This is a genomic window from Mycobacterium sp. NGS67 (assembly GCF_059812185.1).
Genome location: NZ_JCALCF010000010.1, coordinates 1 through 23,494, shown reverse-complemented (window position 1 = coordinate 23,494; position 23,494 = coordinate 1). Strand labels below are relative to the sequence as shown.

Genomic DNA, 23,494 nt, shown 5'->3' with positions numbered 1-23,494 from the left:
GGCCGGTCGGCCCAGCTTGTGATACAGGAGGCGCCAACGTGACACGTCGCGGGCTCGACCGTTCGCAAAGCCTGTCGCAGTGCAGTTCTGGACGCGCTGGCGGCTTGGCCCGCCGTCTGCGTCCGGTGTTGCTGGTCGCGACTCTGGGTCTGCTGGCGTTCGCCCTCAGTGGCTGCACCTGGCAGGACGCGCTGGCGCTCGGCTGGCCCGAAGGCATCACCCCCCAGGCCCACGCCAACAGGCAACTGTGGATCGGCGCGGTGATCGCTTCTTTCGTCGTCGGGATCATCGTGTGGGGCCTGATCTTCTGGGCTTCGGCCTTCCACCGGCACAAGAAGACCGACACCGAGCTACCTCGGCAGTTCGGCTACAACATGCCGTTGGAGCTGGTGCTCACCGTCACGCCGTTCCTGATCATCTCGGTGCTGTTCTACTTCACGGTCGTGGTGCAGGAGAAGATGACCCACCTGGCCGACGACCCCGAGGTCGTGATCGACATCACCGGTTTCCAGTGGAACTGGAAGTTCGGCTACCAGAGCGTCAACTTCAAGGACAAGACCTTCAAGTACGACGGTCTCGACGAGGCGAAGAAGCGGGCGATGACGTCCAAACCGGAGGGTAAGGACAGGCACGGCGAGGAGCTCGTCGGACCGGTCCACGGACTCAACACCGAGGACCGCACCTATCTGAACTTCGACAAGGTCGAGATCCTGGGGACCAGCACCGAGATCCCGGTCCTGGTGCTGCCGGCTCACAAGCGCATCGAATTCCAACAGGCTTCGGCCGATGTTATCCACGCCTGGTGGGTGCCGGAGTTCCTGTTCAAGCGCGACGTGATGCCCAACCCGGTCGCGAACAACAGCGTCAACCGGTTCCAGGTCGACGAGATCGTCCGGACCGGCGCGTTCGTCGGTCACTGCGCGGAGATGTGCGGCACCTACCACGCGATGATGAACTTCGAGATCCGCGTGGTCGAACCCAACGACTTCGTGGCCTTCCTGCAGCAGCGCATCGCCGGTAAGACCAACGCCGAGGCTCTGCAGGCGATCAACCAGCCGCCGCTGGCGATCAAGACCCGTCCGTTCGACACCCGCCGCGGCGAATTGGCCCCGAGCCCAAGAGGTTAGGACAACTCATGCACATCGAAGCCAGGCTGTTCGAGTTCGTCGCCGCGTTCTTCGTGGTGGTGACGATCCTCTACGGAGTGCTGACCGCCATCTTCGCCGTCGGCGGTGTGGAGTGGGCCGGCACCACCGCGTTGGCGCTGACGGGCGGGCTGGCGTTGATCGTCGCCACCTTCTTCCGGTTCGTCGCCCGTCGTCTGGACACCCGGCCCGAGGACTACGAGGGCGCCGAGATCAGCGACGGGGCAGGGGAATTGGGTTTCTTCAGCCCGCACAGCTGGTGGCCGATCATGATCGCGCTGTCCGGGTCCGTCACGGCCACTGGAATGGCCTTGTGGTTGCCCTGGCTGATCGTCGCGGGCGTGGTGTTCATCCTCGCCTCGGTAGCCGGACTGGTCTTCGAGTACTACGTTGGTCCCGAGAAGCACTGAGCGCTGCCCAGAAGGTCACAATCAGGGCATCAGTTGATCGGTGCCAGTTTGCCGCGGCGGTTGTGTCCCAACCGGTTGGGTAGGGTTTCCGAGGCAGCATGAGAAATCACCGAGCGCGTGTGCGCGGATCCAGTCGCCCAGTCACGCGCGCCGGTCGGGTAGTTGGACAGGGTAGGCAGACATGAGCGGGCCGTATCCGCCGGGATGGGAACCTGACGAATCCGACCGTGCCGGTGAGCCCACCGATCTGGACTCCGGTGGCGACGCACTCGACTACGAACTGTCAGACCCAGACCACGGTGACGGGCCGGATTCGCTTGATGCCGTGGACGTTCCAGCAGACCCCGCAGAAACCGACACCCACTCCCGGGCGTACTCGGCGCCGGAGTCCGAGCAATTCCTCAGCGGCCCGTACATCCCGGCCGATCTGGCGCTCTACGACTACGACAGTTACGACGCCTTCGACCGAGACGAGGACTCCGCTCCGCGCTGGCCCTGGGTGGTCGGCGTCGCGGCGATCGTGGCCGCGATCGCGCTGGTCACGTCGGTGTCACTGCTCGTGACGCATTCCGATTCCCGCCAACTCGCCAACCCCGATACCACCACTTCGTCGTCGACATCGCCGGTGCAGGACCAGATCACCACCACCAAGCCGCCGCCGTCGTCCTCCGAACCGCCGCCACCGCCGCCGTCGTCGTCGGAGCCGCCGCCGCCGCCACCGTCGTCGTCGGAGCCACCGCCGCCACCGCCACCTTCGACCACTGCGCCGCCGCCGTCACCTTCGGCCACTGCGCCGCCGCCTGCGGCACCCAGCCCGAGCGCGGCGGCACCGCCACCGGCGCCGACCACGACCCTGACCGGTCCGCGACAGGTCACCTATTCGGTGACCGGCAGCAAGGCTCCGGGCGACATCATCTCGGTCACCTACGTCGATTCCTCCGGCCGGCGCCGGACCCAGCACAACGTCTATATCCCGTGGTCGATGACGGTCACGCCGATCTCGCAATCCGATGTCGGTTCGCTGGAGGCCTCCAGTCTGTTCCACGTCAGCAAACTGAACTGTTCGATCATCACTAGCGATGGGACGGTATTGTCCGCCAACACCAACGACTCACCGCAGACGAGCTGCTGAATGGTCGGCAGATATTCCGCGTACCGGCGCGGGCCGGATCCGGTGGTCAATCCTGACATCATCGACCGCGTCATGATCGGTGCCTGCGCCGCGATCTGGCTGGTCTTGGTGGGCGTCAGCGTGGCAGCCGCCGTCGCCTTGACGGATTTGGGCCGCGGCTTCCACAAAATGGCGCGGAGCCCCCACACCACGTGGGTGCTGTATGCGGTCATCATCGTCTCCGCGCTGGTCATCGCGGGCGCCATCCCGGTGTTGCTGCGGGCCCGGCGGACGACGCAGGCCGAGCCGGTGGTCCGGTCGAGGGCGCTGCAGGGGCGTGGGCCCGCCAGGCAGCCGGTCCGGGTGGGTGGGCGCCCCGGATCGCGCGCGTTGGCCGAGCCGACGCGCCGGGACGCGGTGAAAGCCTATGGGGGCGTTGACGAGTGGTCCGGTGAGGCCGTCGACCGGCTCTGGTTGCGCGGCACGCTCGCCCTGACCAGTGCCATCGGCGCCGCACTGACCGGCGTCGCGTTGGCGACCTACCTGATGGCCGCGGGTCACGAAGGGGCTTCGTGGGTCAGCTACACGTTCGCCGGACTGATCGCCGCGGGCATGCCGGCGATCGAATGGGCCTACGTGCGACAGCTGCGTAGCGGGCAAGCCGGCCACTAGGCCCCTAGCGGCGCGTCACCGCCGCCCGCCACTGGCGGCGCGTCACCGCCGCCGGCCACTAGCGGCGCGTCACCGCCGCCGGCCCGGCCCCGCTGATCGTGCCTCTAGTGGTGCTCGCCGTTGGAAGAACCGTTACCGGAGCCGTTGATGCCTTCCTGGTGCTCCCGCAACGCCGTGAGGACACGGTGTTCGGCAGCGTGGCTCGCCTCCCGCAGCGCCGAGTCTTCCGTCGTCGGGTCCGCGCGCAGGAAACTGCCGCTACCGGGTGTGCCGGCCGAGCCCAGCTTGTTCATCTTCTTGGGCAGCGGAGCACCCTGGTACTCCAACGGCAGCGGGTGGCCGTGGTCGTCGACGGGGCCCAGTGGCTGATGCAACTCGATGTAGGCGCCATGGGGCAGCCGCTTGATGATGCCGGTCTCCACGCCGTGCTCGAGCACCTCGCGGTCGCTGCGCTGCAGGCCGACCGCCCAGCGGTAGGCGACGAAGTAGACCAGCGGCGGCAGGATCACCATGCCGATGCGGGCGATCCACGTGGTCGCGTTCAGCGAGATATGGAACTTGAACGCGATGATGTCGTTCATGGCCGCCAGCGTCAGCACCATGTAAAAGGAGATCGCCATGGAGCCGACGGCGGTGCGCACCGGTGCGTCCCGCGGCCGCACCAGCAGGTTGTGGTGCTCGTAATCCCCGGTGAAGCGCTTCTCCAGGAACGGGTAAATGGTCAGCAGCACGAAGATCAGGCCCATGATCAACGCCACCCACACCGAAGCCGGAATGGTGTGGTGGAAGAAGTAGAACTCCCATGGCGGCCAGATACGGGCCAGGCCTTCGGTCCACATCATGTAGAAGTCCGGCTGCGAACCGGCGGAGACCTGAGATGGCTTGTAGGGTCCGAGGTTCCAGATCGGGTTGATCGTCAGCAGCCCGCCCATCAGGCCGAGCACGCCGACGATGGCGGCGAAGTACGCACCGGATTTGACGGCGAACACCGGCATGACCCGGACGCCGACGACGTTGTGCTCGGTGCGGCCGGGACCGGGGAACTGGGTGTGCTTCTGGAACCACACCAACGCCATGTGGACGCCGATCAGGGCCAGGATGATCCCCGGCAGCAGCAGGATGTGCAGGGCATACAGCCGCGGGATCAGGATGGTGCCGGGGAAGTCGCCGCCGAACAGTGCCCAGTGCAGCCAGGTTCCGATCACCGGCATGCCCAGCGTGATCGAGGAGAGCGCCGCCCGCAGACCGATCCCGGAGAGCAGGTCGTCGGGCAACGAGTAGCCGAAATAACCCTCGAACATGGCCAGGATCAGCAGCAGCGAACCGATGACCCAGTTGGCCTCGCGCGGCCTGCGGTATGCGGCGGTGAAGAAGATGCGCGCCAGGTGCACCATGATCGCCGCCGCGAAGATCAGCGCGGCCCAGTGGTGGACCTGGCGGACGAACAGGCCACCGCGGACCTCGAAGGAGATGTGCAGCGCCGACTCGTAGGCGCGCGACATCTCCACGCCGCGCAGCGGCTGGTAGACGCCGTTGTAGGTGACTTCGGCCATGGACGGGTCGAAGAACAGCGTCAGGTACACGCCTGTGATCAGCAGCACGATGAAGCTGTACAGGGCGATCTCGCCGAGCAGGAACGACCAGTGGGTCGGGAACACCTTGTTGAGCTGACGACGCACCGCCGCCGACGGGTGGTAGCGAGTGTCGACCGCGTCGCCCTGGCCGGCCAGGACGTCACCGATTTTCGGAGGGCTCAGTTTAGGACTCATGAGGTTGTGCGCTCCCAGAATGCCGGTCCTACGGGTTCGACGAAGTCGCCGTTGGCGACGAGATACCCGTTCTTGTCGATTGTGATCGGCAGCTGCGCCAGTGCACGGGCCGCGGGACCGAAGATCGGCTTGGCGAAGTGCAGGGCGTCGAACTGCGACTGATGGCACGGGCACAAGATGCGGTAGGACTGCTGCTCGTACAGCGAGGCCGGGCAGCCCAGGTGCGAGCAGACCTTCGTGTAGGCGAAGAACTCCCCGAAGTTGAAGCTTTCCTGACCCTTGCGCTTGACCACCCGGTCCACGTCGCTGGGTTTGATCCGGATGAGCATCACCGGGTTACGGATGCCCATGGCGATTTCCGACAGTTTCTCGTGCGATTCCACCGTGGTTCCGTCGCCGTCGGATTCGCGCCAGGGGAAGACGGTCTCCATCCCGCCGGCGTCGATGTCCTCGGGACGCATCTTCACGAACGGCGGGCCGTCGTGGGCGCCCGTGGCCCGGGCCAGGAAGATGGTCTCGCCCTTGAACCGTGGTGTCCAGCCCGACGTCCACAGTTCCGCCTTCATGCCCTCGGCGGTGGGAACGACCGGCTTCCACGGGTTCTTGATCAGGCCGCCGGCAAACGCGACCAGGGTGCCCAGACCGAACGCACCCAGGCCGATGCCGAACGAAAGTCCGATCAGCTTGCGGCGTCCGACCGTCGACCCTTCATAAGCGTCGGCCAGGTTCGCCACCACCGTCTTGCGGTCGATCTCGCGGGATGCCCCGTCGTGACGGTCCTGGATCGTGATCTCTTGTGGGATAAAGCGTTTCTGGTACAGCACCGCGCCGATGGCGATCGCCAGAATGGAGCCGCCGAAGGTCAGCCCATAGAGCGGGGTGGCCAGCGAGTACCAGAAGTTGCCCGGCGTCCCGCTCGGTTTGTACTCCCACGGCCAGAACAGGAAAACCACCAGCAGGGCAAGCCCCAGTCCACCGCCCAGCAAAAGCCAGCGTGCCACCGAGCGCTCCGCACGCTTCTCGGCTTTGGTGCCCTCAACGGGCCAGCGGGACTCTTTGTAGACGATCTGGACGCCGTCCATCTCGCTGCCCAGGTCCAGCAGTTCCTGCCGCGACATGTTGGCCAGCGCGCCGTCGTCCGGCTCCTTGCGACCCAGGTGGGTGTCGGTGTCGGTGTCCGAGCTGGCCTTGCGGCCGGCGTCGTGCGTCACGTCAGAACCCTCGCTCACGTCCGTGCCCCAATCCACAGTGCCAGCCCGATAGCAGCGACCATGCCGATGATCCAAGCGGCCATGCCCTCGGGTGCGGGTCCGAACCCGCCCAGTCCGTAGCCGCCCGGCGACGGCTCCTCAGCCGTGGTCCGCACGTAGGCGATGATGTCCTTCTTCGCTTCCAGCGACAGCTGCCGGTCGGAGAACTTCGGCATGTTCTGCGGACCGGTCAGCATGGCGGTGAGGATCTGCTGCTCGTTGGCCGGTCCCAGGTCCGGCGCGTATTTCCCGGACGACAGCGCGCCGCCCTTGCCGGTGAAGTTGTGGCACGACGCGCAGTTCAGCCGGAAGAGGTCGCCGCCGCGCCCGAGGTCGGTGCCGCGCAGCGACTCCATCTGCAGGCTGCCGTCGGGGTTGCGCAGCACGGTCGGGCCGCCACCCCTGGCTTGCACGTAGGCGCCGATCGCGTCGATCTGGTGTTCGTCGAAGACCGGTTCCTTGCGCTGGGCCTGCGCCTCACCGCGCATCGCCGGCATGCGTCCGGTCGACACCTGGAAATAGATGGCCGCCTCGCCGACACCGATCAGGCTGGGCCCGTGGTCGGGCACCCCCTGCAGGTTGGCGCCGTGGCAGGACACGCAGGACGTCTCGAAGAGCTGCTTGCCGGTCCGCTGCAGCGCCGAGCCCGATTCGTCGGCCACGGCCACCTGCGGCGTCGGCGTCAGCACCGCTGCCAGGCCACCGGCGATGGTCAGCGCGATCAGCAGCAACAGGCCGCCGGACAGGCGACGGCGCAGACGCCGGCGGGACCGGGCCTTACGCTCACCGCTACCAGATCGGGTAGACCCCAATTTCCTCAACCGACACTCCTCTTTTGCTGGATTCGTAGCCGCGGGCTCATCGGATGAAATAAATGACCGCGAACAGCGCGATCCACACGATGTCGACGAAGTGCCAGTAGTACGAGACGACGATGCTGGCGGTCGCCTGAGCCGGGGTGAACTTACTCATCCTGGTGCGGATCAGCAGGAAGATGAACGCGATCAGACCGCCGGTGACGTGCAGGCCGTGAAACCCGGTCGCCAGGTAGAAGACGCTGCCGTAGGCGCTGCCGGGGATGGTGGTGCCGTGTTGAACCAGGTGAACGTACTCGTAGGCCTGGCCCAGGATGAAGAACAACCCCATCCCGAAGGTGAGTAGATACCAGCGGCGCAGCCCGAAGACGTCGCCCCGTTCCGCGGCGAAAACACCCATCTGGCAGGTGAACGACGAAGCGATCAGCACCAGCGTCACCGGCACCGCCTGATACAGGTTCAGCTCGGTCGGCGGCGGCGGCCAGTTCCCGGCTGCCTGCGCTCGCGCCGTGAAGTAGAACGCGAACAGGCCAGCAAAGAACATGAGCTCGCTGGAAAGCCACACTATGGTGCCAACACTGACCATATTGGGCCGGTTCAGCGAATGCACTCGCGACGTAATCGCAGTACCCGAGGTCCCTACAGCACTCGTCACATCCGCAAGTATGACGCTTTGTAGTTGTCGAGCACTACCCGGGTGACATTTTTCGCGTAATTCGGCGTGGCGGCGGTTGGGTGGCGGTCGGGTACGCGTGGGACCATCGGCGCGTGGCTGCGTCGTCTGAGGCTGTTCCGTCCGCGGGTCTTCCCGGTGCGGCACCGTCCTGGCCGCGGGTGCTGGGGCGACTGACCGAGCGGCGGAATCTGACGCGGGGGGATGCCGCCTGGGCCATGGACCAGATCATGGGCGGAGACGCGCAGCCGGCTCAGATCGCGGCGTTCGCGGTGGCGCTGAAGATGAAGGGTCCCACGGCCGACGAAGTCAGCGAGCTGGCCGGTGTCATGCTCGACCACGCCCGCCCCATGCCTGTCGACGCGCTGCCCGAGGACGCTGTGGATGTCGTCGGTACCGGAGGTGACGGGTTCAACACCGTCAACCTGTCCACCATGGCCTCGATCGTGGTGGCGGCGGCCGGCGTCCCCGTCGTCAAACACGGCAACCGCGCGGCCTCGTCGCTGTCCGGCGGCGCCGACACGCTGGAAGCTCTCGGGGTGCGCATCGACCTGGAACCCGAACAGGTCGCCCGCAGCCTTCAAGAGCTGGGGATCGGGTTCTGCTTCGCGCCGCAGTTCCATCCCTCCTACCGGCACGCGTCAGCGGTGCGGCGCGAAATCGGAGTACCCACCGTATTTAATCTCCTTGGGCCGCTTACCAATCCGGCCCGGCCGCGGGCCGGCCTGATCGGTTGCGCGTTCGCCGATCTGGCCGAGGTGATGGCCGGGGTGTTTGCCGCGCGCCGGTCGAGTGTGTTGGTGGTGCACGGCGACGACGGGCTCGACGAACTGACCACCACCACGACGAGCACCATCTGGCGGGTGCAGGCGGGCACCGTGGACAAGCTGAAGTTCGATCCCGCGGGGTTCGGTTTCGCCCGCGCCGACATCGACGAGTTGCGCGGTGGCGACGCCCAGGTCAACGCCGCGGAGGTGCGGGCCGTGCTGGCCGGGGAGAAGGGTCCGGTGCGCGACGCCGTCGTGCTCAACGCGGCGGGGGCACTGGTGGCCCACGCGGGATTATCCAGCCGCGCTGAATGGCTGCCGGCGTGGGAAGACGGGTTGCGCCGCGCCGCCGACACGATCGACACCGGGGCGGCCGAACAGTTGCTCGCGCGTTGGGTGCGGTTCGGTCAGCAGGTGTGAATCGGCCTGCTCACCGGCCAGGCGCGCCGAGCGGGCCGTGGCCGCCCACGCCGCCCAGGCGCCCGCCGCCCGCAGTGGCGAGGCCCAACCGTCACCGCTGACGCGCACGATCCGCACTCCCGGCGTGGCCAGCCACCGGGCGATCAGTGCGGTCTCTTCGACCAGCGCGCCGCCGAGCGGTGCCGGCGCCGGCAGGACCGCCTGGGCGCCGGCGACAAGGGTCTCGACGACGGGCATCGGCGGCACACCGCGCGCGGCGGTCCCCGCGGCGGCCAGTTGGCCGTGCCGGATGACGGCCAGCTGGTAGCCGTCCTTGCCGTCGGGGCCGTCCGGCTTGGCGACGATCAACTCGGGCAGCGCGGTCAGGGTCCGCAACCGCTGGCCTCGCCACAGCACCTCAACGGCGGTGGCGATGTGGTCGCGCAGGCGTGCCGCGCTCTCGTAATGATGCCGTTCGGCCAGCGCGGTGACCGCGGCCGCAGCCGCGGCCAGCGGGCTGTTGTCGGTGCCCTCGATCAACCCCGTCGCACGACGCACCGCCTCGGCGTAGTGCTCGGCGGTTACGTCCCGGGCTGCCGGGCACGGCGATATCTCGACTTCGGCACACGCCGGACCGTGCCGGGCCGACCGGGCCAGCCTTTTGGTGCAGGTCCGTACCCCGGTGAACCGGGCAAGCAGGGCGGCGGTGTCCGCGGCCTCGGTGCGGGACCGGAACGGTCCGACGGCGCGGTCATGCCCGGGGTTGCGGACCACCGAGAACCGCGGGAACGCCTCGTCGGTGAGCACCAGCCACCACCAGCGGTGCGGGAAGCGCGACCGACGGTTGTAGGGCGGGCCGTGAGCGACCAGCAACCGGAGCTCACGCACGCCGGCTTCCAGCGCGTGCGCGCACTCCACGTGGTCGATCGCGCCGGCCAGGGCGACCATCTCCTTCATCCGGCCCCGCGGATCGGCGCCGTTGAAGTATTGGCTGACGCGACGTCGCAGGTCGACGGCGGTGCCGATGTAGAGCACCTCCGACGCCGGTCCGCGGAACAGGTAGACACCGGGGCGGCGCGGCAGTCCGTCGGCCAGCACCCGCTTGCGCCGCTGAGCGGGCGTGACGTCGGGCAGATACGAGCGCAGTTCGGTGTAGGTGTGGATGCCCTGGTTGCCGACTCGTTCGATGAGCGCGTGCAGGACGTCCACGGTGGCGCGGGCGTCGTCGAGGGCGCGGTGAGTGGGCTGGGTTGCCACCGCGAACAGCCGGGCCAACTCCGCCAGTCGCACGCTGGGGGCTTCCTCGCGGCTCAGCACCCGCCGCGCCAACCGCACCGTGCACAGCACCTTGGGGCGGGGCCAGTTCAGCTGACAGCGCTCGGCGGCGGCGCGCAGGAACCCGATGTCGAAGCCGGCGTTGTGGGCCACCAGCACCGAGTCGGCGGCGAACTCGAAGAACATCGGCAGCACCGCGTCGATGGGCGGGGCGTCGCACACCATTGCCGTGGTGATCCCGGTCAGCTGGACGATCTGCGGCGGGATGCTGCGCTGCGGGTCGACCAGGGTGGCGAACTCACCCAGCACGACACCGCCGCGCACCTTGACCGCGCCTATCTCGGTGATCGCGTCGGGTACGACGCCGGGGTGCCCGACCGCGCGCCCGCCGGTGGTCTCCAGGTCGACCACCACAAAGGTGGTCTCGCGCAGCGAAGGCTCTTCGCCGGCGTCCCACCCGTCCAGTCCGGCGAAGCTGAGTTGACTCCCACCGGTAGCACTCATGGGCGTGACGTTAAGCAGGGGCACCGACACCGTTGGCGTTGCCACGCCGAACGGTGTTGTCGGTGCCGACCGTTACCGTGCGGATCAGCTCGATTTATGGATGAGAGCTCGGACGAAAGGACTCAGATGGCACTCAGCAGCGGAGCTGAAAGGGAGCGCCGTCCCGTCGACGCCGGGGCGCTCCGGCCCGGGGAGTCGGTGGTCATCGACTGCGACGATTGCGCGGTCCGCGGGCCGGGGTGTCGCGAGTGCGTGGTCAGCGTATTACTCGGCGTGCCCGAATCCCTTTCCTACGACGAACAAGTCGCGTTGCAGGCGCTCGCCGAGGTGGGATTGGCGCCGCGGTTGCGGCTGGTCCCGATCCGGCGCGGACGTGAGCCCGGGGTCGCGTGAGGCTCGTGTATGGTCGACGACGGCAAGATCCCTGCACCACATAGAAATGACAGAAATCTTCCTAATTTCTTAAGCCCTCCCTTTGGACAAACGCCGATATCGTTTCGTAACCTGTTTGAGACCTAAACCCGCTCGACGCATTGGCGTCGATGGCAGTTTAAGGAAGCAAATCTTGAGGCTCGACTTTTGGCATTCGACCGTGCGCGTCATCAAGAGGTCTGCCCTCGGTTCGTTAGCGAGCTTCGTCGTGTTGTCCGGCATTTCGGCCGCGGGTGTGATGGCCGATCCCGCCGAGGACGCGCTGGCAAAACTCAACGAGCTGTCCCGGCGGGCTGAGCAGACCACCGAGGCGATGCACAGCGCACAACTCGACTTGAACGACAAGTTGGGCGCCTTGCAGGCCGCGGAGCGGAAGCTGGCCGACGACCAGGCCGCCGCGGACGCCGCGAAGGCGCGATTGGCCTCGTTCCAGACCGCGGTCAACAAGGTTGCCGCAGCCGCCTACATGGGTGGTCGCACCGACGGGCTGGACGCCATGCTGACCGCGGAGTCGCCGCAGCTGCTGATCGACGGTCTGGCCGTACAGCGGGTGATGGCCCGTCAAATGTCAACTCAGATGGCCAATTTCAAGGCCGCTGGCGAGCAGGCCGCCAAGGCCGAGCAGGTGTCTGCGAAATCGGCGGCCGACGCCAAGGCCGCCGCCGAGCAGGCCGCCGCGGTGCGGGCCAACCTGCAGCACAAGCAGAGCCAGTTGCAGGTGCAGATCGCCGTGGTGAAGTCCCAATACATGGCGTTGACGCCCGAACAGCGCACCGCCATGGCCAATCCCGGACCGGCGCCGGAGGGTGTGCCGGGTGCGCCGGCCCCCGAGGCGTTGCCGCCCGGCGCGCCGCCCGCGCCAGACGGTGCGCCGGCTCCCGGTCAGGTGCCGCCGCCCGGCGGTTTCACCGGAGCGCCGTTCACCGAACCCGGTGGCGGTGGTGGTGGCGGGGACCGTGCGGTGGTCGTGCAGGCCGCGTTGACCCAGATCGGATCGCCGTACGTGTGGGGTGGCGCTGCGCCCGGCGGGTTCGACTGCTCCGGGCTGGTCATGTGGGCGTTCCAGCAGGCGGGCATCTCGCTGCCGCACTCGAGTCAGGCGCTGGCACACGGCGGCCAGCCGGTGTCGCTCGGCGAGCTGCAACCCGGTGACGTGCTGACGTTCTACTCCGACGCATCGCACGCCGGCATCTACATCGGCGACGGGATGATGGTGCATTCCTCCACCTTCGGCCAGCCGGTTCGGGTGGTGCCGATGAACTCCTCCGGCCCGATCTACGACGCCCGGCGCTACTGAGATTCGCGTGGCAGTGCCGCGCCTGCTGCTGGCAGGCGTACTGCTCGCTGAGTTGATCGCGGCGCTCGTCCTCCCGGTTCATCCGATGACGGCCACGCACGATCGGGTGGTGCGGGCGGTCAACCTCGGCGGACCTGACGCGGACCGTCTGCTGTCGCGGGTGTCGGTGCACATGCGTTCCGCGGTGGATGCAGTCGTGGACTTCTGGGGTGCCGATTGGCCACCCGAGATCCCGGTGGTGACCACCGGTTCGGACGAGCAGTTCCGAGTCGCGGCCGGCGGCGGTCCGGCCGCACAGTGGACGGACATCGCGGCGGTGACGGTGGCCGATCGTGTCGACCCGGCGCACCGCACGGTGGCCAACGCCCGGATCGTGTTCGCCCCCGGCGCAGCCGGCATGAGCGACAGCGCACTGCGAATTGTGCTGTCCCACGAGCTGTTTCATTACGCGGCGCGGGCCGACACCGCGCTGGACGCCCCACGCTGGCTGACCGAAGGGGTGGCCGACTACGTCGCCCGACCCCAGCCCGCGGTGCCGGCCGGCTCTGCCACGTCATTGCCGTCAGACGACGATCTGGACGCCCCCGGCCCGCTGCGCTCGCTGGCATACGACCGGTCCTGGTGGTTCGCGCGATTCGTCGCCGATACCTATGGGGCCTTGAAACTGCGCGAACTGTACGTGGCGGCGTGCGGTGTCGGGCACGCGGATGTGCCCGGCGCCGTCCGCGCGGTCCTCGGCCTGGATCTGCCCGGCGTGCTGACGCACTGGCAGCAGTGGATGGCCAGTCGCGCCTGATCCGCGCCGCTACCGGGTCGCGCGTGCCTGCCGCGCTAACGTGACGTGGTGAGCCGGGTCTTGCTGGTAACCAACGACTTTCCCCCGCGACGTGGCGGCATCCAGTCGTATCTGGGGGAATTCGTGGACCGCCTGGTCGACTCCGGTTCGCACACCATCACGGTGTATGCGCCAAAGTGGAAGGGCGCCGGGGAGTTTGACGAAGCCGCGGGCTACCGGGTGGTGCGCCATCCCACCACACTGATGCTGCCGGTCCCGACGGTGGACATGCGGATGCGCCGGCTGATTGCCGAGCACGACATCGACACAGTCTGGTTCGGTGCTGCCGCGCCACTGGCGTTGTTGGCGCCGCGGGCCCGCCAGGCCGGGGTGGCGAGGGTGCTGGCCAGTACCCACGGTCACGAAGTGGGGTGGTCGATGCTGCCGGTCGCGCGGTCGGTGCTGCGCCGGATCGGTGACGGGACCGATGTGGTGACCTTCGTCAGTCGTTACACCAGATCCAGGTTCGCGCCCGCCTTCGGGCCGGGGGCCTCGCTGGAATACCTGCCACCCGGGGTGGACAGCGACCGGTTCCGGCCGGATCCGGCTGCCCGCGCCGAATTGCGCGCGCGGTATCGGCTGGGTGATCGGCCGACGGTGGTGTGCGTGTCGCGGCTGGTGCCGCGCAAGGGCCAGGACATGCTGATCCGTGCATTGCCGTCGATCCGGCGCCAGGTCGACGGTGCCGCTCTGGTGATCGTCGGCGGCGGTCCGTACCTGGAGACGCTGCGCAAGCTGGCCCGGGAGAACGGCGTGGCCGACGACGTAACGTTCACCGGTGGCATCCCTGGCGACGCCCTGCCCGCCCACCATGCGATGGCCGACGTGTTCGCGATGCCGTGCCGGACCCGCGGAGCGGGGATGGACGTGGAGGGTTTGGGCATCGTCTTCCTCGAGGCGTCGGCGACGGGGGTGCCGGTGGTCGCCGGCGACTCCGGTGGCGCGCCGGAAACGGTGCAGCACAACGAGACTGGATTGGTGGTGGACGGCAACTCGGTGAACCAGATCGCCGAAGCGATCACCGGGTTGCTGACCGACCGCGACCGGGCGGCGGCGATGGGCGCCGCCGGCCGGGAGTGGGTGACGGCACAGTGGCGCTGGGACACGCTGGCCGCGCGCCTCACCGACCTGCTGCGTTAGGCGTGCCGAGCAGTTCGGTGTGGCGAGCAGTTCGGTGTGCCGAGCAGACGCAAAAGCCCCCATTTTCGTGCCGAAATGGGGGCTTTTGCGTCTGCTCGCGCGGGGAGGCGGCTACTCCTTGTCGTAGATCGCCTCGATGTCGGAAGCGAACTTCTCGGCGACCACGTTGCGCTTGACCTTCATCGTCGGCGTCAACTCACCGGTGTCCTCGGTGAAGTCGACCGGCAGGATCCGGAACTTGCGGATCGACTCGGCATTCGACACCTGCAGGTTGGCCTGCTTGACGGCAGTGTCCACCTCGGCGACCAGGTCGGGGTCGGTGGCCAGGTCGCCCACCGAGGCACCGTCGGATTTGCTGTTGCGGCTCTTCCAGCCGTCGAACGCCTCCGGGTCGATGGTGATCAGCGCGCCGATGAACGGCTTGTTGTCGCCGACCACCATGGCCTGACTGATCAGCGGGTGCGACCGCAACTGGTCCTCGAGCACCGCGGGTGCGACGTTCTTGCCGCCGGCGGTGACGATCAGCTCCTTCTTGCGGCCGGTGATGCTCAAGAAGCCGTCCTCGTCGATCGAGCCCAGGTCGCCGGTGCGGAACCAGCCGTCGGTGAATGCCTCCTCGGTGGCCTGCTCGTTCTGCCAGTAGCCGCTGAACACCACGCCGCCGCGCACCAGCAGTTCCTTGTCGTCGGCGATCTTGAGGCTGTTGCCGGGCAGCAAGCTGCCGACGGTCCCGATCTTCAGGCCGTTGATCTGGTTGACCGTGATCGCGGCACTGGTCTCGGTCAAGCCGTAGCCCTCGTAGATGGTCAGTCCGACCCCGCGGTAGAAGTGGCCCAGCCGCGCGCCGAGCGGTGCACCGCCGGAAACCGCGGCGTGGCAGTCGCCACCCAACGCAGCGCGCAGCTTGTGGTAGACGAGCCGGTCGAACAGCGCATGCTTGGCGCGCAGCACCAGCCCGGGCTTGCCGTCGTCGTAGGCGCGGCTCCAGTCCACCGCCGTCTGCACCGCGGCCTTGAATACGGCGCCTTTGCCGTCGTTGGAGGCGTTCTGCGAGGCGGTGTTGTACACCTTCTCGAAGACACGCGGAACCGACACCACCACAGTCGGTTTGAACTCCGCGAACAAAGGCAGCAGATTCTTGATGTCGCTGGTGAAGCCTACGGTGACTTTGCTGGTGAACGCCGACAGCGTCAGCGCCCGAGCCAGCACGTGCGCCAGCGGCAAGAAGACCAGCAACCTCTGCCCCTCACACAGCAGCGTCGGCAGGCACTCGCGGGTGCCGCGAATCTCGTACAGCAGGTTGGAGTGGGTGAGTTGGCAGCCTTTGGGCCGTCCGGTGGTGCCCGAGGTGTAGATCAGCGTCGCGGGGTCTTCGGAGCGCAGTGCTTCCTGGCGCGCGGTCAGCTCGGCGGCGTCGACGGATTCGCCTGCCTCCACCAGCTGCTCGAGTGCTTTGGGGCCGGATCCGTCGATGTGCAGCACGCGGCGCAACGCGGGCAGTTCACCGGTGAGCTCGGTGACGGTCGCGGCGTGCGCATCGGTTTCGGCGAACGCCAGCACCGCCTCGGAGTTCTGCAGCACCCACCGCACTTGCTCTGCCGAGGACGTCTCGTAGATCGGCACGGTCACCGCGCCCACCGCCAGGATCGCCAGATCCAGGATCGCCCACTCGTAGCGGGTGGCCGAGAAGATCGACACCCGGTCCCCGGCCTCTACTCCCAGAGCGATCAAACCCAGTGCGGCAGCGCGGATTTCGGCGGCGGCCTGCGCGCAGGTGACGTCGGTCCACTCGCCGTCGACCTGCCGCTGGTAGATCACGTAGTCGGGGTCGTTACGTTCGTGTTCGAAGACCACGGCCGCGACGTTGTCGTGCTCGTCGACGGAAAAGCGGGCCGGGACACTGTACTGACGCACTCTATTTACCTCGCTTGACCTGACGTGGCGGTTGACGGTGGTCGGCTTGTCGTAACCCAGCCTAGTGCGGTCCCTGCGGCACTTCGGAGCCGAACCGGTTCGACGTGGGCGGGTATGTGAAGCTGTGGCGATGAACAGCATCCAGATCGCTGACCAAACATATGTCGCCGCCGACGGAGCACTGGTCGGGGCTGCCATCGCCGATCCGTCCAAATGGCGTCGCTGGTGGCCTGACCTGCGGCTGCAGGTCACCGAGGATCGCGCCGAGAAAGGCATCCGATGGATGGTCGCCGGGGCCTTGACGGGCACGATGGAGGTCTGGCTGGAACCGTCCCTGGACGGGGTGGTGCTGCACTACTTCCTGCACGCGGAGCCCACCGGCGTTTCGGCTGCGGAGCTGGCCAAGCTGAACCTGGCGAAAGTGACGCACCGGCGCCGGGTGGCGGGCAAGAAGATGGCGTTCGAAGTGAAGACGACGCTGGAAGAGTCGCGTCCGGTCGGCGTTTCTCCGGTAGTTTGACCGGGTCGAGGTTTGCCTCGATACGGTCTGGAAACTCGGCATGGAAGAGTACCGTTTTGCAGGAGAATTGGGGCGCTCCGGCAAACGATCGGGCGGGGAAAGGGAAGTAACCAGGTGGCGGACAAGACCGAGCAGACGATCTACATCGATGCGGATCCGGCTGAGGTGATGAAGGCCATCGCCGACCTCGAGTCCTACCCGGACTGGATCAACGAGTACAAGAAGGTCGATGTCCTCGAAGCCGACGACGACGGCTACCCGAAGAAGGCGCGGATGCTGATGGACGCGACCATCTTCAAAGACACCCTGATCATGAACTACCAGTGGCCGGCGGACCGGAAGTCGCTGAGCTGGACCCTGGAATCCAGCTCGCTACTCAAGTCGCTGGAAGGCTCATACCTCTTGGCGCCCAATGGTTCTGGTACTGACGTCACTTATCAGCTGGCGGTCGATCTGGCCGTGCCGATGATCGGCATGCTCAAGCGCAAGGCCGAACGCAGGCTGATCGACGGCGCGTTGAAAGATCTGAAGAAACGAGTCGAGGGCTGAGTGATTCCGTCGCCCTCACCCCGGCCCGGATCAGTCTTTTCGTCGGCAAAGGCGGGGTAGGGAAATCCACCCTGGCATCCGCGACCGCGGTCAGCGATGCCAGCGGTGGTCAGCGCGTGCTGATCGTGTCCACCGACCAGGCCCACTCGCTGGGCGACGTGCTGGGTGTGCCCGTCCCGCCGACCGGTACCGACGAGGCCGTCCGCGTCATCGCCGACGACCCGGAGACCGGTGGCGGTTTCCTGGACGCGCTGGCCCTGGACACGCTGGCGCTGCTGGAGAACCGGTGGCGCGACGTGGTGGCGGCACTCGACGCCCAGCTTCCCGGCTCCGACCTGACCAGCCTTGCCCCCGAAGAACTTTCGGCCCTGCCCGGTATCCAGGAAGTACTCGGCCTGCACGCGGTGGGCGAGCTCGCCGCGTCGGGACGATGGGACCGCATCGTCGTCGACTGTGCCTCCACTGCCGACGCGTTGCGGATGCTGACCCTGCCGGCCACCTTCGGCCTGTACGTCGAACGCGCTTGGCCGCGGCACCGCCGGCTCAGCGTCGGCGCCGACGACAGCCGTTCGGGGGCGGTGGTCGATCTGCTGGAACGCATCAGCGACAGCGTCGATCAGCTCAGCACGTTGCTGTCCGACGGTGACCTGGTCAGCGCCCACCTGGTGCTCACCCCCGAGCGGGTGGTCGCCGCCGAGGCGGCCCGCACCCTGGGGTCGCTGGCCCTGATGGGAGTGCGCGTCGAAGAACTGCTCGTCAACCAGGTCCTCGTCCGCGACGAGAACTACGAGTACAGCAGCCTGCCCGACCATCCGGCGTTCTATTGGTACGCCGAGCGCATCTCGGAGCAACGCGCCGTCCTGGAAGAACTCGACGCCACCATCGGGGACGTGGCGCTGGTCCTGGTGCCGCACCAGGCCGGTGAGCCGATCGGTCCCAAGGCCCTGGCGGGACTGCTCGACAGCGCCCGGCACCGGCGCGGCGATGCCCCGCCCGGCCCGCTGCGCCCCGTCGTCGACCTCGAATCGGGGTCGGGACTGGAATCGGTGTACCGACTGCGGCTAGCGTTGCCCCAACTCGATCCCGGATCCCTGACGTTGGGCCGGTCGGACGACGACCTGGTCATCAGTGCGGGCGGAGTGCGGAGGCGGGTTCGACTGGCCTCGGTGTTGCGGCGGTGTACGGTGCTTGACGCCCAGTTGCGGTCCAGTGAGCTGACAGTTCGATTTCGACCAGATCCGGAGGTATGGCCAAGGTGAGTAGGGCTCATACCGATATCGGCCCCGAACTGCGCCGGCTCGCGCAGGCGATTCTGGACGGGATCGACCCGGGCGTGCGCGCGGCGGCCACGATGGCGATCAGTGCCGGAGCCGGCCAGTGCCAGCAGGTGTGGTGCCCGGTGTGCGCGCTGGCCGCGGTGGTCTCCGGCGAACAGCACCCGTTGGTGACGGTCATCGCCAACCACAGCGTGGCCCTACTGGAAGTGGTGCGGGCCATCGTCGACGACATCGACCAAACGGTGGCAACCGACTCGTCGGATACCGATCAGTCCGTCGACGGGGCCGGCGTCGGCCAGGACCCGGTGAGCACCAATGGCAACGCGAAAACGCGCTACCAGCCCATCCCGGTTACGCTGCAGGATTGAGCCGGCTGGTGCGAGGTGGTCGGAGCCATCGTTCGGTGGGTACAGTTGGCGCAGACACCGTCCGGTGCGGGGCATGAGGGAGAACCATGTGGTACTACCTGTTCAAGTACGTCCTGTTAGGCCCCTTGCTGTCTCTGCTCGGCCGCCCGAAAGTCGAAGGGCTGGAACACGTTCCGAGTTCCGGTCCGGCGATCCTGGCCAGTAACCACCTGGCGGTGATGGACAGCTTCTTCCTCCCGCTGGTGGTCCGACGCCGAATCACGTTCCTGGCCAAGGCCGAATACTTCACCGGTACCGGGTTCAAGGGCTGGTTCAATCGCTGGTTCTACACCGCCGTCGGGCAGGTGCCGATCGACCGCAGCGATTCCGAGGCCGCGCAGGCCGCGTTGGACACCGCAAGCCAGGTATTGGGTCAGGGCAAGCTGCTCGGGATGTATCCCGAAGGCACCCGGTCGCCGGACGGCCGGCTCTACAAGGGCAAGACCGGGCTGGCCCGCCTGGCCCTGCAGACCGGCGTCCCGGTGATCCCGGTGGCGATGATCGGGACCCACAAAGTCAACCCACCCGGCACCAGCCGGTTGCGGTTCGGCCGAGTGACCGTCCGGTTCGGCGAACCGATGGACTTCTCCCGGTTCGACGGCCTGGCCGGCAACCACTTCATCGAGCGCGCCGTCATCGATGAGGTGATGTACGAGCTGATGGGACTGTCCGAGCAGGAGTACGTCGACATCTACGCTGCCAGCGTCAAGGACGGCAGCGCCGACAAAGACGATGCGGAGGGATCCAAAAGGGGTTCCTCGGATGCCACCCGAATCCCCGAGACGGCAGTCGGCTGACGGACGTTAGGCGGCCGGGACCGGCGTGCGTTCGCGCGTGGCGGTCCGCTCCGTCGTCACCTTCGCGGTGACGGTGGCGCCGGCCACGACGAGCACCGCCAGCGCCCACCACACGTAAGACATCCCGACCAGCTGTCGCCACAGGGATGCCGTCGTCTCGTGGTGCTTGGGCATCAGGTCGATCGGCGTCCACTTCATCAGCGCCACGCCGGTGAGGCTGACGACGGCCAGCGCGATGTTGCGGCGGCGCCACGCCAGCACTCCGGTGACCAGTACCGCAGGCAACATCCAGACCCAGTGATGCGACCACGACACCGGCGAGACGACCAGCCCGAACAGGGCGACGCAGATGACGGCCAGAGTCGGCTCGTCGGCGCGCAGCACCCGGCGCATGGCCCAGATCGTCGAGCCCAGCACCAGCAGGCTGGCCAGCACCCACAGCGGGAAGCGTTCGTGCTGATCAAGTCCCAACCGGGCCAGTGAGCCGACGATGTTCTGATCGGTGTTCAGCGCGGCCGAGCCGATGCGGTCGGTGTGGTGCAGGGTGTGCGTCCAGTAGTCCCAGGAATCGCTCCAGGCCAGCGCGAAACCCACCAGCGTGGCGCTGGCGAAGGTCGCCAGCGCGGTCAGGGCGGCCCGGTTGTCCTTGCGTAACAGGAAATACAGCAGGAACACCGCGGGGGTCAGTTTGAGCGCGATGCCCGCGCCCAGCAACAGGCCCCGAGGCCACGGCGTGCGCCGTGGCAAGCAGTCGGCGATCACCAGGGCCATCAGCACCGCGTTGATCTGGCCGTAGGCGAAGTTCGAACTGGTGGGTTCCAGCCAGATCACCGCCGGGGCGATTACCAGCACGGCCAGCCACAGTCGGCGCAGCCAGGCCGGACCTGGCAACCAGCGGGACTCCGCCCACACGTCCAGCCGGGTCAACACGATCATGGTCGCCACCGGCAACACCACCAGATTCAGCGCCGTGATCACGTGGCTGGCGACCGGCATGCCCAGCCAGGCGAACGGGCTGAACACGATCGCGGCCAGCGGGGGATAGGTGAACGGCAGATCCACGATCGGTGTGTGGAACAACACATTCCCGTCGTAGAGCGGACGGCCGTCCAGCCAGGCTTGCGCGCCCATCTGATAGACGTCGATGTCGATGCGGTACGGGACGTTTGTGAACAGCTGACGGCACGCCCTGGCCAACCCCAGCGCAGCCACTAACCAGGCCAGGCACCACAGCGAGGCCCGCCCGACTCGACTGCCCACGTCGGGCGACCGCCATCTACTCATGTCGAGGACAGCCTAATCGTTGTCGCGCCAACTCCGGCCCGCGCGCGTCACTTGATTGCGCGACCAGACGCAAAAGCGCCCCCAAACCGGCCGGTTTGGGGGCTTTTGCGTCTGCTCGCCAGCGGGAGGTGCCCCGGCTCGGCGGTTAGGCTGCGGCGGTGCGGTACTTCTACGACACCGAGTTCATCGAGGACGGCCGCACCATCGAGCTGATCTCGATCGGCGTGGCCGCCGAAGACGGCCGCGAGTATTACGCGGTGTCCACCGAATTCGATCCGGGGCGGGCCGGGACCTGGGTGCGGGAGAACGTCCTGCCCAAGCTGCCGTCACCGGCCTCCCAGCTGTGGCGTTCGCGCAGTCGGATCCGTGCTGACCTGGAAGAGTTCCTCCGCGTCGACGGCCCGGACCCGATCGAGCTGTGGGCCTGGGTGGCCGCCTACGACCACGTCGCGCTGTGCCAGTTGTGGGGTGCGATGCCGGCGCTGCCGAAGGCGATACCCCGATTCACCCGAGAGCTGCGCCAGTTGTGGGAAGACCGCGGTTGTCCGCGGTTGCCACCGCGTTCCCGCGACGTGCACGACGCGCTGGTGGACGCGCGGGATCAGTTGCGGCGCTTCCGAATTATCAGCGGGGAGTAGCGTTCGCCCTGATCAGCCGGGTGCAGGCGGCCACGGTTACGATGGACCGATGAACTGGACCGTCGACATTCCGATCGACCAGCTGCCGCCGTTGCCGCCGTTGCCCGCGGATCTGCGGGCCCGGCTGGACGCGGCGCTGGCCAAGCCGGCCGTGCAGCAGCCCAGCTGGGACGAGGACCAGGCGGCGGCGATGCGCACGGTGCTCGAGAGCGTGCCGCCGGTGACGGTGTCCTCGGAGATCGTCCGGTTGCAGGAACAACTTGCCCAGGTCGCCCGGGGTGAGGCGTTCCTGCTGCAGGGCGGCGACTGCGCGGAGACCTTCACCGACAACACCGAACCGCATATTCGGGGCAACATCCGCACCCTGCTGCAGATGGCCGTGGTCCTGACCTACGGCGCCAGCATGCCGGTGGTCAAGGTGGCCCGCATCGCCGGTCAGTACGCCAAACCCCGGTCGGCCGACATCGACGCCCTCGGCCTGAAGTCCTACCGGGGCGACATGATCAACGGCTTCGCCCCCGACGCCGCGGTCCGTGACCACGATCCGTCGCGGCTGGTCCGCGCCTACGCCAACGCCAGCGCCGCGATGAACCTGGTGCGTGCGCTCACCTCGTCGGGGTTCTCGTCGCTGCACCTGGCGCACGACTGGAACCGCGAATTCGTGCGTACCTCGCCGGCCGGAGCCCGCTACGAGGCGCTGGCCGCCGAGATCGACCGCGCGCTGCGGTTCATGAGCGCCTGCGGGGTGGCCGACCGCAACCTGCAGACCGCCGAGATCTACGCCAGCCACGAGGCGTTGGTGCTCGACTACGAGCGGTCCATGCTGCGGCTTTCCGAGGGCGAGAACGGCCAACCGCAGCTCTATGACCTGTCGGCGCACACCGTGTGGATCGGGGAGCGCACCCGTCAGCTCGACGGCGCGCACATCGCCTTCGCGGAGGTGATCGCCAATCCGATCGGCGTCAAGATCGGCCCGACGATGACGCCGGAACTGGCCGTCGAATACGTCGAGCGACTCGACCCGCACAACAAGCCGGGCAGGCTGACCCTGGTCAGCCGGCTGGGCAACAACAAGGTGCGCGACGTGCTGCCGCCGATCATCGAGAAGGTCCAGGCCGCCGGTCACCAGGTGATCTGGCAGTGTGATCCGATGCACGGCAACACCCACGAGTCGTCGACGGGGTACAAGACCCGGCACTTCGATCGGATCGTGGACGAGGTGCAGGGCTTCTTCGAGGTGCATCGCGCCTTGGGCACCCATCCGGGTGGCATCCACGTCGAGATCACCGGCGAGAACGTGACCGAATGCCTGGGCGGCGCGCAGGACATCTCCGACCACGATCTGGCCGGTCGCTACGAGACAGCGTGCGACCCGCGGCTGAACACCCAGCAGTCCCTCGAGCTGGCCTTCCTGGTCGCGGAGATGCTGCGCGACTAGCCGCACCCGCAGCCCGGCCGCAGCCCGGGGCGAGCAGACGCAAAAGCCCCCGATTTCGGCACGAAATGGGGGCTTTTGCGTCTCACTCGAAAATAGAGGTGACCACGGCTGGTGAGTGGCTAGGTGGTGATGGTTAGGCGACGGTGGTGCGTGGTTCGAGAGTGACGTCGTACCCC

Annotated in this window: 21 protein-coding genes and 2 pseudogenes; 16 read left to right on the top strand and 7 right to left on the bottom strand. The window is 67.4% G+C overall.

Going from position 1 to position 23,494, the window contains the following annotated elements:
• Positions 1–38 precede the first annotated feature (38 nt).
• From ctaC to AC5Y4D_RS11535, 4 genes are all read left to right on the top strand, one after another.
• On the top strand, positions 39–1,127 hold the full coding sequence (gene ctaC / locus AC5Y4D_RS11550; RefSeq protein WP_500037183.1) for an aa3-type cytochrome oxidase subunit II: 1,089 nt from the start codon (positions 39–41) through the stop codon (positions 1,125–1,127).
• 8 nt (positions 1,128–1,135) lie between these two features.
• Positions 1,136–1,555 (top strand): cytochrome c oxidase subunit 4, encoded by a 420-nt coding sequence (locus AC5Y4D_RS11545; RefSeq protein WP_499945737.1) that lies wholly within the window; start codon positions 1,136–1,138, stop codon positions 1,553–1,555.
• 181 nt (positions 1,556–1,736) lie between these two features.
• On the top strand, positions 1,737–2,687 hold the full coding sequence (locus AC5Y4D_RS11540) for an MmpS family transport accessory protein (RefSeq protein WP_500037182.1): 951 nt from the start codon (positions 1,737–1,739) through the stop codon (positions 2,685–2,687).
• Positions 2,688–3,338 carry a DUF2561 family protein gene (locus AC5Y4D_RS11535; RefSeq protein WP_500037181.1) on the top strand — a complete coding sequence of 217 codons (651 nt, stop codon included), beginning with the start codon at positions 2,688–2,690 and terminating at the stop codon, positions 3,336–3,338.
• Between the two features lie 104 nt (positions 3,339–3,442).
• Here AC5Y4D_RS11535 and qcrB read toward each other — a convergent pair whose 3' ends face one another.
• The 4 genes from qcrB to ctaE all read right to left on the bottom strand — a co-directional run bounded on the left by qcrB (position 3,443) and on the right by ctaE (position 7,827).
• Positions 3,443–5,107 (bottom strand): cytochrome bc1 complex cytochrome b subunit, encoded by a 1,665-nt coding sequence (gene qcrB, locus AC5Y4D_RS11530; RefSeq protein WP_500037180.1) that lies wholly within the window; start codon positions 5,105–5,107, stop codon positions 3,443–3,445.
• Complete coding sequence (gene qcrA / locus AC5Y4D_RS11525; RefSeq protein ID WP_499945759.1) at positions 5,104–6,264, bottom strand: cytochrome bc1 complex Rieske iron-sulfur subunit; 1,161 nt, start codon at positions 6,262–6,264, stop codon at positions 5,104–5,106. The genes qcrB and qcrA overlap by 4 nt, the downstream gene beginning before the upstream one ends.
• 68 nt (positions 6,265–6,332) lie before the next feature.
• Entirely contained in the window at positions 6,333–7,178 is an 846-nt protein-coding gene (gene qcrC, locus AC5Y4D_RS11520; RefSeq protein ID WP_499945744.1) for a cytochrome bc1 complex diheme cytochrome c subunit, read from the bottom strand.
• Between the two features lie 37 nt (positions 7,179–7,215).
• Positions 7,216–7,827 (bottom strand): aa3-type cytochrome oxidase subunit III, encoded by a 612-nt coding sequence (gene ctaE, locus AC5Y4D_RS11515; RefSeq protein WP_499945745.1) that lies wholly within the window; start codon positions 7,825–7,827, stop codon positions 7,216–7,218.
• A 113-nt stretch (positions 7,828–7,940) separates the two neighbouring features.
• Here ctaE and trpD point away from each other — a divergent pair, with 113 nt between their 5' ends.
• Positions 7,941–9,032, top strand: coding sequence for an anthranilate phosphoribosyltransferase (trpD, locus tag AC5Y4D_RS11510; protein WP_500037179.1), 1,092 nt, complete (start codon positions 7,941–7,943; stop codon positions 9,030–9,032).
• On the opposite strand, the pseudogene AC5Y4D_RS11505 reads toward trpD, so the two are convergent.
• Positions 8,970–10,790, bottom strand: a pseudogene (locus AC5Y4D_RS11505) (DEDD exonuclease domain-containing protein); the annotation flags it as partial. The gene trpD and the pseudogene AC5Y4D_RS11505 sit on opposite strands and share 63 nt — an antisense overlap.
• 126 nt (positions 10,791–10,916) lie before the next feature.
• Between AC5Y4D_RS11505 and AC5Y4D_RS11500 the strand changes: the two are divergent.
• The 4 genes from AC5Y4D_RS11500 to pimB all read left to right on the top strand — a co-directional run bounded on the left by AC5Y4D_RS11500 (position 10,917) and on the right by pimB (position 14,494).
• A complete protein-coding gene (locus tag AC5Y4D_RS11500; RefSeq protein WP_500037178.1) occupies positions 10,917–11,183 on the top strand; it encodes a hypothetical protein in 267 nt (88 codons plus the stop codon).
• A 172-nt stretch (positions 11,184–11,355) separates the two neighbouring features.
• Positions 11,356–12,519, top strand: coding sequence for a peptidoglycan hydrolase RipC (gene ripC, locus AC5Y4D_RS11495; protein WP_500037177.1), 1,164 nt, complete (start codon positions 11,356–11,358; stop codon positions 12,517–12,519).
• Between the two features lie 85 nt (positions 12,520–12,604).
• Complete coding sequence (locus AC5Y4D_RS11490; RefSeq protein ID WP_499945760.1) at positions 12,605–13,315, top strand: gluzincin family metallopeptidase; 711 nt, start codon at positions 12,605–12,607, stop codon at positions 13,313–13,315.
• A 48-nt stretch (positions 13,316–13,363) separates the two neighbouring features.
• Positions 13,364–14,494 carry a GDP-mannose-dependent alpha-(1-6)-phosphatidylinositol monomannoside mannosyltransferase gene (gene pimB, locus AC5Y4D_RS11485; RefSeq protein ID WP_500037176.1) on the top strand — a complete coding sequence of 377 codons (1,131 nt, stop codon included), beginning with the start codon at positions 13,364–13,366 and terminating at the stop codon, positions 14,492–14,494.
• Between the two features lie 111 nt (positions 14,495–14,605).
• Here the strand turns inward: pimB and AC5Y4D_RS11480 are convergent, their stop codons facing one another.
• Complete coding sequence (locus tag AC5Y4D_RS11480; RefSeq protein WP_499990304.1) at positions 14,606–16,408, bottom strand: AMP-dependent synthetase/ligase; 1,803 nt, start codon at positions 16,406–16,408, stop codon at positions 14,606–14,608.
• A gap of 130 nt (positions 16,409–16,538) precedes the next feature.
• On the opposite strand from AC5Y4D_RS11480, the gene AC5Y4D_RS11475 reads away from it, so the two are divergent.
• From AC5Y4D_RS11475 to AC5Y4D_RS11455, 5 genes and pseudogenes are all read left to right on the top strand, one after another.
• On the top strand, positions 16,539–16,928 hold the full coding sequence (locus AC5Y4D_RS11475; RefSeq protein ID WP_500037175.1) for a polyketide cyclase / dehydrase and lipid transport: 390 nt from the start codon (positions 16,539–16,541) through the stop codon (positions 16,926–16,928).
• A 114-nt stretch (positions 16,929–17,042) separates the two neighbouring features.
• Positions 17,043–17,477, top strand: coding sequence for an SRPBCC family protein (locus AC5Y4D_RS11470; RefSeq protein ID WP_499990301.1), 435 nt, complete (start codon positions 17,043–17,045; stop codon positions 17,475–17,477).
• Complete coding sequence (locus AC5Y4D_RS11465) at positions 17,474–18,736, top strand: ArsA family ATPase (RefSeq protein WP_499990476.1); 1,263 nt, start codon at positions 17,474–17,476, stop codon at positions 18,734–18,736. The genes AC5Y4D_RS11470 and AC5Y4D_RS11465 overlap by 4 nt, the downstream gene beginning before the upstream one ends.
• A pseudogene (locus tag AC5Y4D_RS11460) lies at positions 18,733–18,994 on the top strand (hypothetical protein); the annotation flags it as partial. The gene AC5Y4D_RS11465 and the pseudogene AC5Y4D_RS11460, both read left to right, overlap by 4 nt.
• Before the next feature lie 214 nt (positions 18,995–19,208).
• A complete protein-coding gene (locus AC5Y4D_RS11455) occupies positions 19,209–19,958 on the top strand; it encodes a lysophospholipid acyltransferase family protein (RefSeq protein WP_499990300.1) in 750 nt (249 codons plus the stop codon).
• Between the two features lie 6 nt (positions 19,959–19,964).
• Here the strand turns inward: AC5Y4D_RS11455 and AC5Y4D_RS11450 are convergent, their stop codons facing one another.
• Positions 19,965–21,242, bottom strand: a complete 1,278-nt coding sequence (locus tag AC5Y4D_RS11450) for a glycosyltransferase 87 family protein (RefSeq protein ID WP_500037174.1) — start codon at positions 21,240–21,242, stop codon at positions 19,965–19,967.
• A gap of 158 nt (positions 21,243–21,400) precedes the next feature.
• On the opposite strand from AC5Y4D_RS11450, the gene AC5Y4D_RS11445 reads away from it, so the two are divergent.
• Both AC5Y4D_RS11445 and AC5Y4D_RS11440 read left to right on the top strand, forming a co-directional pair.
• Positions 21,401–21,880, top strand: coding sequence for a polyadenylate-specific 3'-exoribonuclease AS (locus AC5Y4D_RS11445; RefSeq protein ID WP_499944996.1), 480 nt, complete (start codon positions 21,401–21,403; stop codon positions 21,878–21,880).
• 49 nt (positions 21,881–21,929) lie between these two features.
• A complete protein-coding gene (locus AC5Y4D_RS11440; protein ID WP_500037173.1) occupies positions 21,930–23,318 on the top strand; it encodes a class II 3-deoxy-7-phosphoheptulonate synthase in 1,389 nt (462 codons plus the stop codon).
• Positions 23,319–23,494: the final 176 nt, after the last annotated feature.

Bases quoted from the DNA above. Each gene is read 5' to 3' on its own strand.
- AC5Y4D_RS11545 (WP_499945737.1), top strand. From the start codon at position 1,136: ATGCACATCGAAGCCAGGCTGTTCGAGTTCGTCGCCGCGTTCTTCGTG.
- AC5Y4D_RS11540 (WP_500037182.1), top strand. From the start codon at position 1,737: ATGAGCGGGCCGTATCCGCCGGGATGGGAACCTGACGAATCCGACCGT.
- AC5Y4D_RS11535 (WP_500037181.1), top strand. From the start codon at position 2,688: ATGGTCGGCAGATATTCCGCGTACCGGCGCGGGCCGGATCCGGTGGTC.
- qcrB (WP_500037180.1), bottom strand. From the start codon at position 5,107: ATGAGTCCTAAACTGAGCCCTCCGAAAATCGGTGACGTCCTGGCCGGC.
- AC5Y4D_RS11500 (WP_500037178.1), top strand. From the start codon at position 10,917: ATGGCACTCAGCAGCGGAGCTGAAAGGGAGCGCCGTCCCGTCGACGCC.
- AC5Y4D_RS11490 (WP_499945760.1), top strand. From the start codon at position 12,605: ATGACGGCCACGCACGATCGGGTGGTGCGGGCGGTCAACCTCGGCGGA.
- AC5Y4D_RS11475 (WP_500037175.1), top strand. From the start codon at position 16,539: ATGAACAGCATCCAGATCGCTGACCAAACATATGTCGCCGCCGACGGA.
- AC5Y4D_RS11455 (WP_499990300.1), top strand. From the start codon at position 19,209: ATGTGGTACTACCTGTTCAAGTACGTCCTGTTAGGCCCCTTGCTGTCT.
- AC5Y4D_RS11450 (WP_500037174.1), bottom strand. From the start codon at position 21,242: ATGAGTAGATGGCGGTCGCCCGACGTGGGCAGTCGAGTCGGGCGGGCC.
- AC5Y4D_RS11440 (WP_500037173.1), top strand. From the start codon at position 21,930: ATGAACTGGACCGTCGACATTCCGATCGACCAGCTGCCGCCGTTGCCG.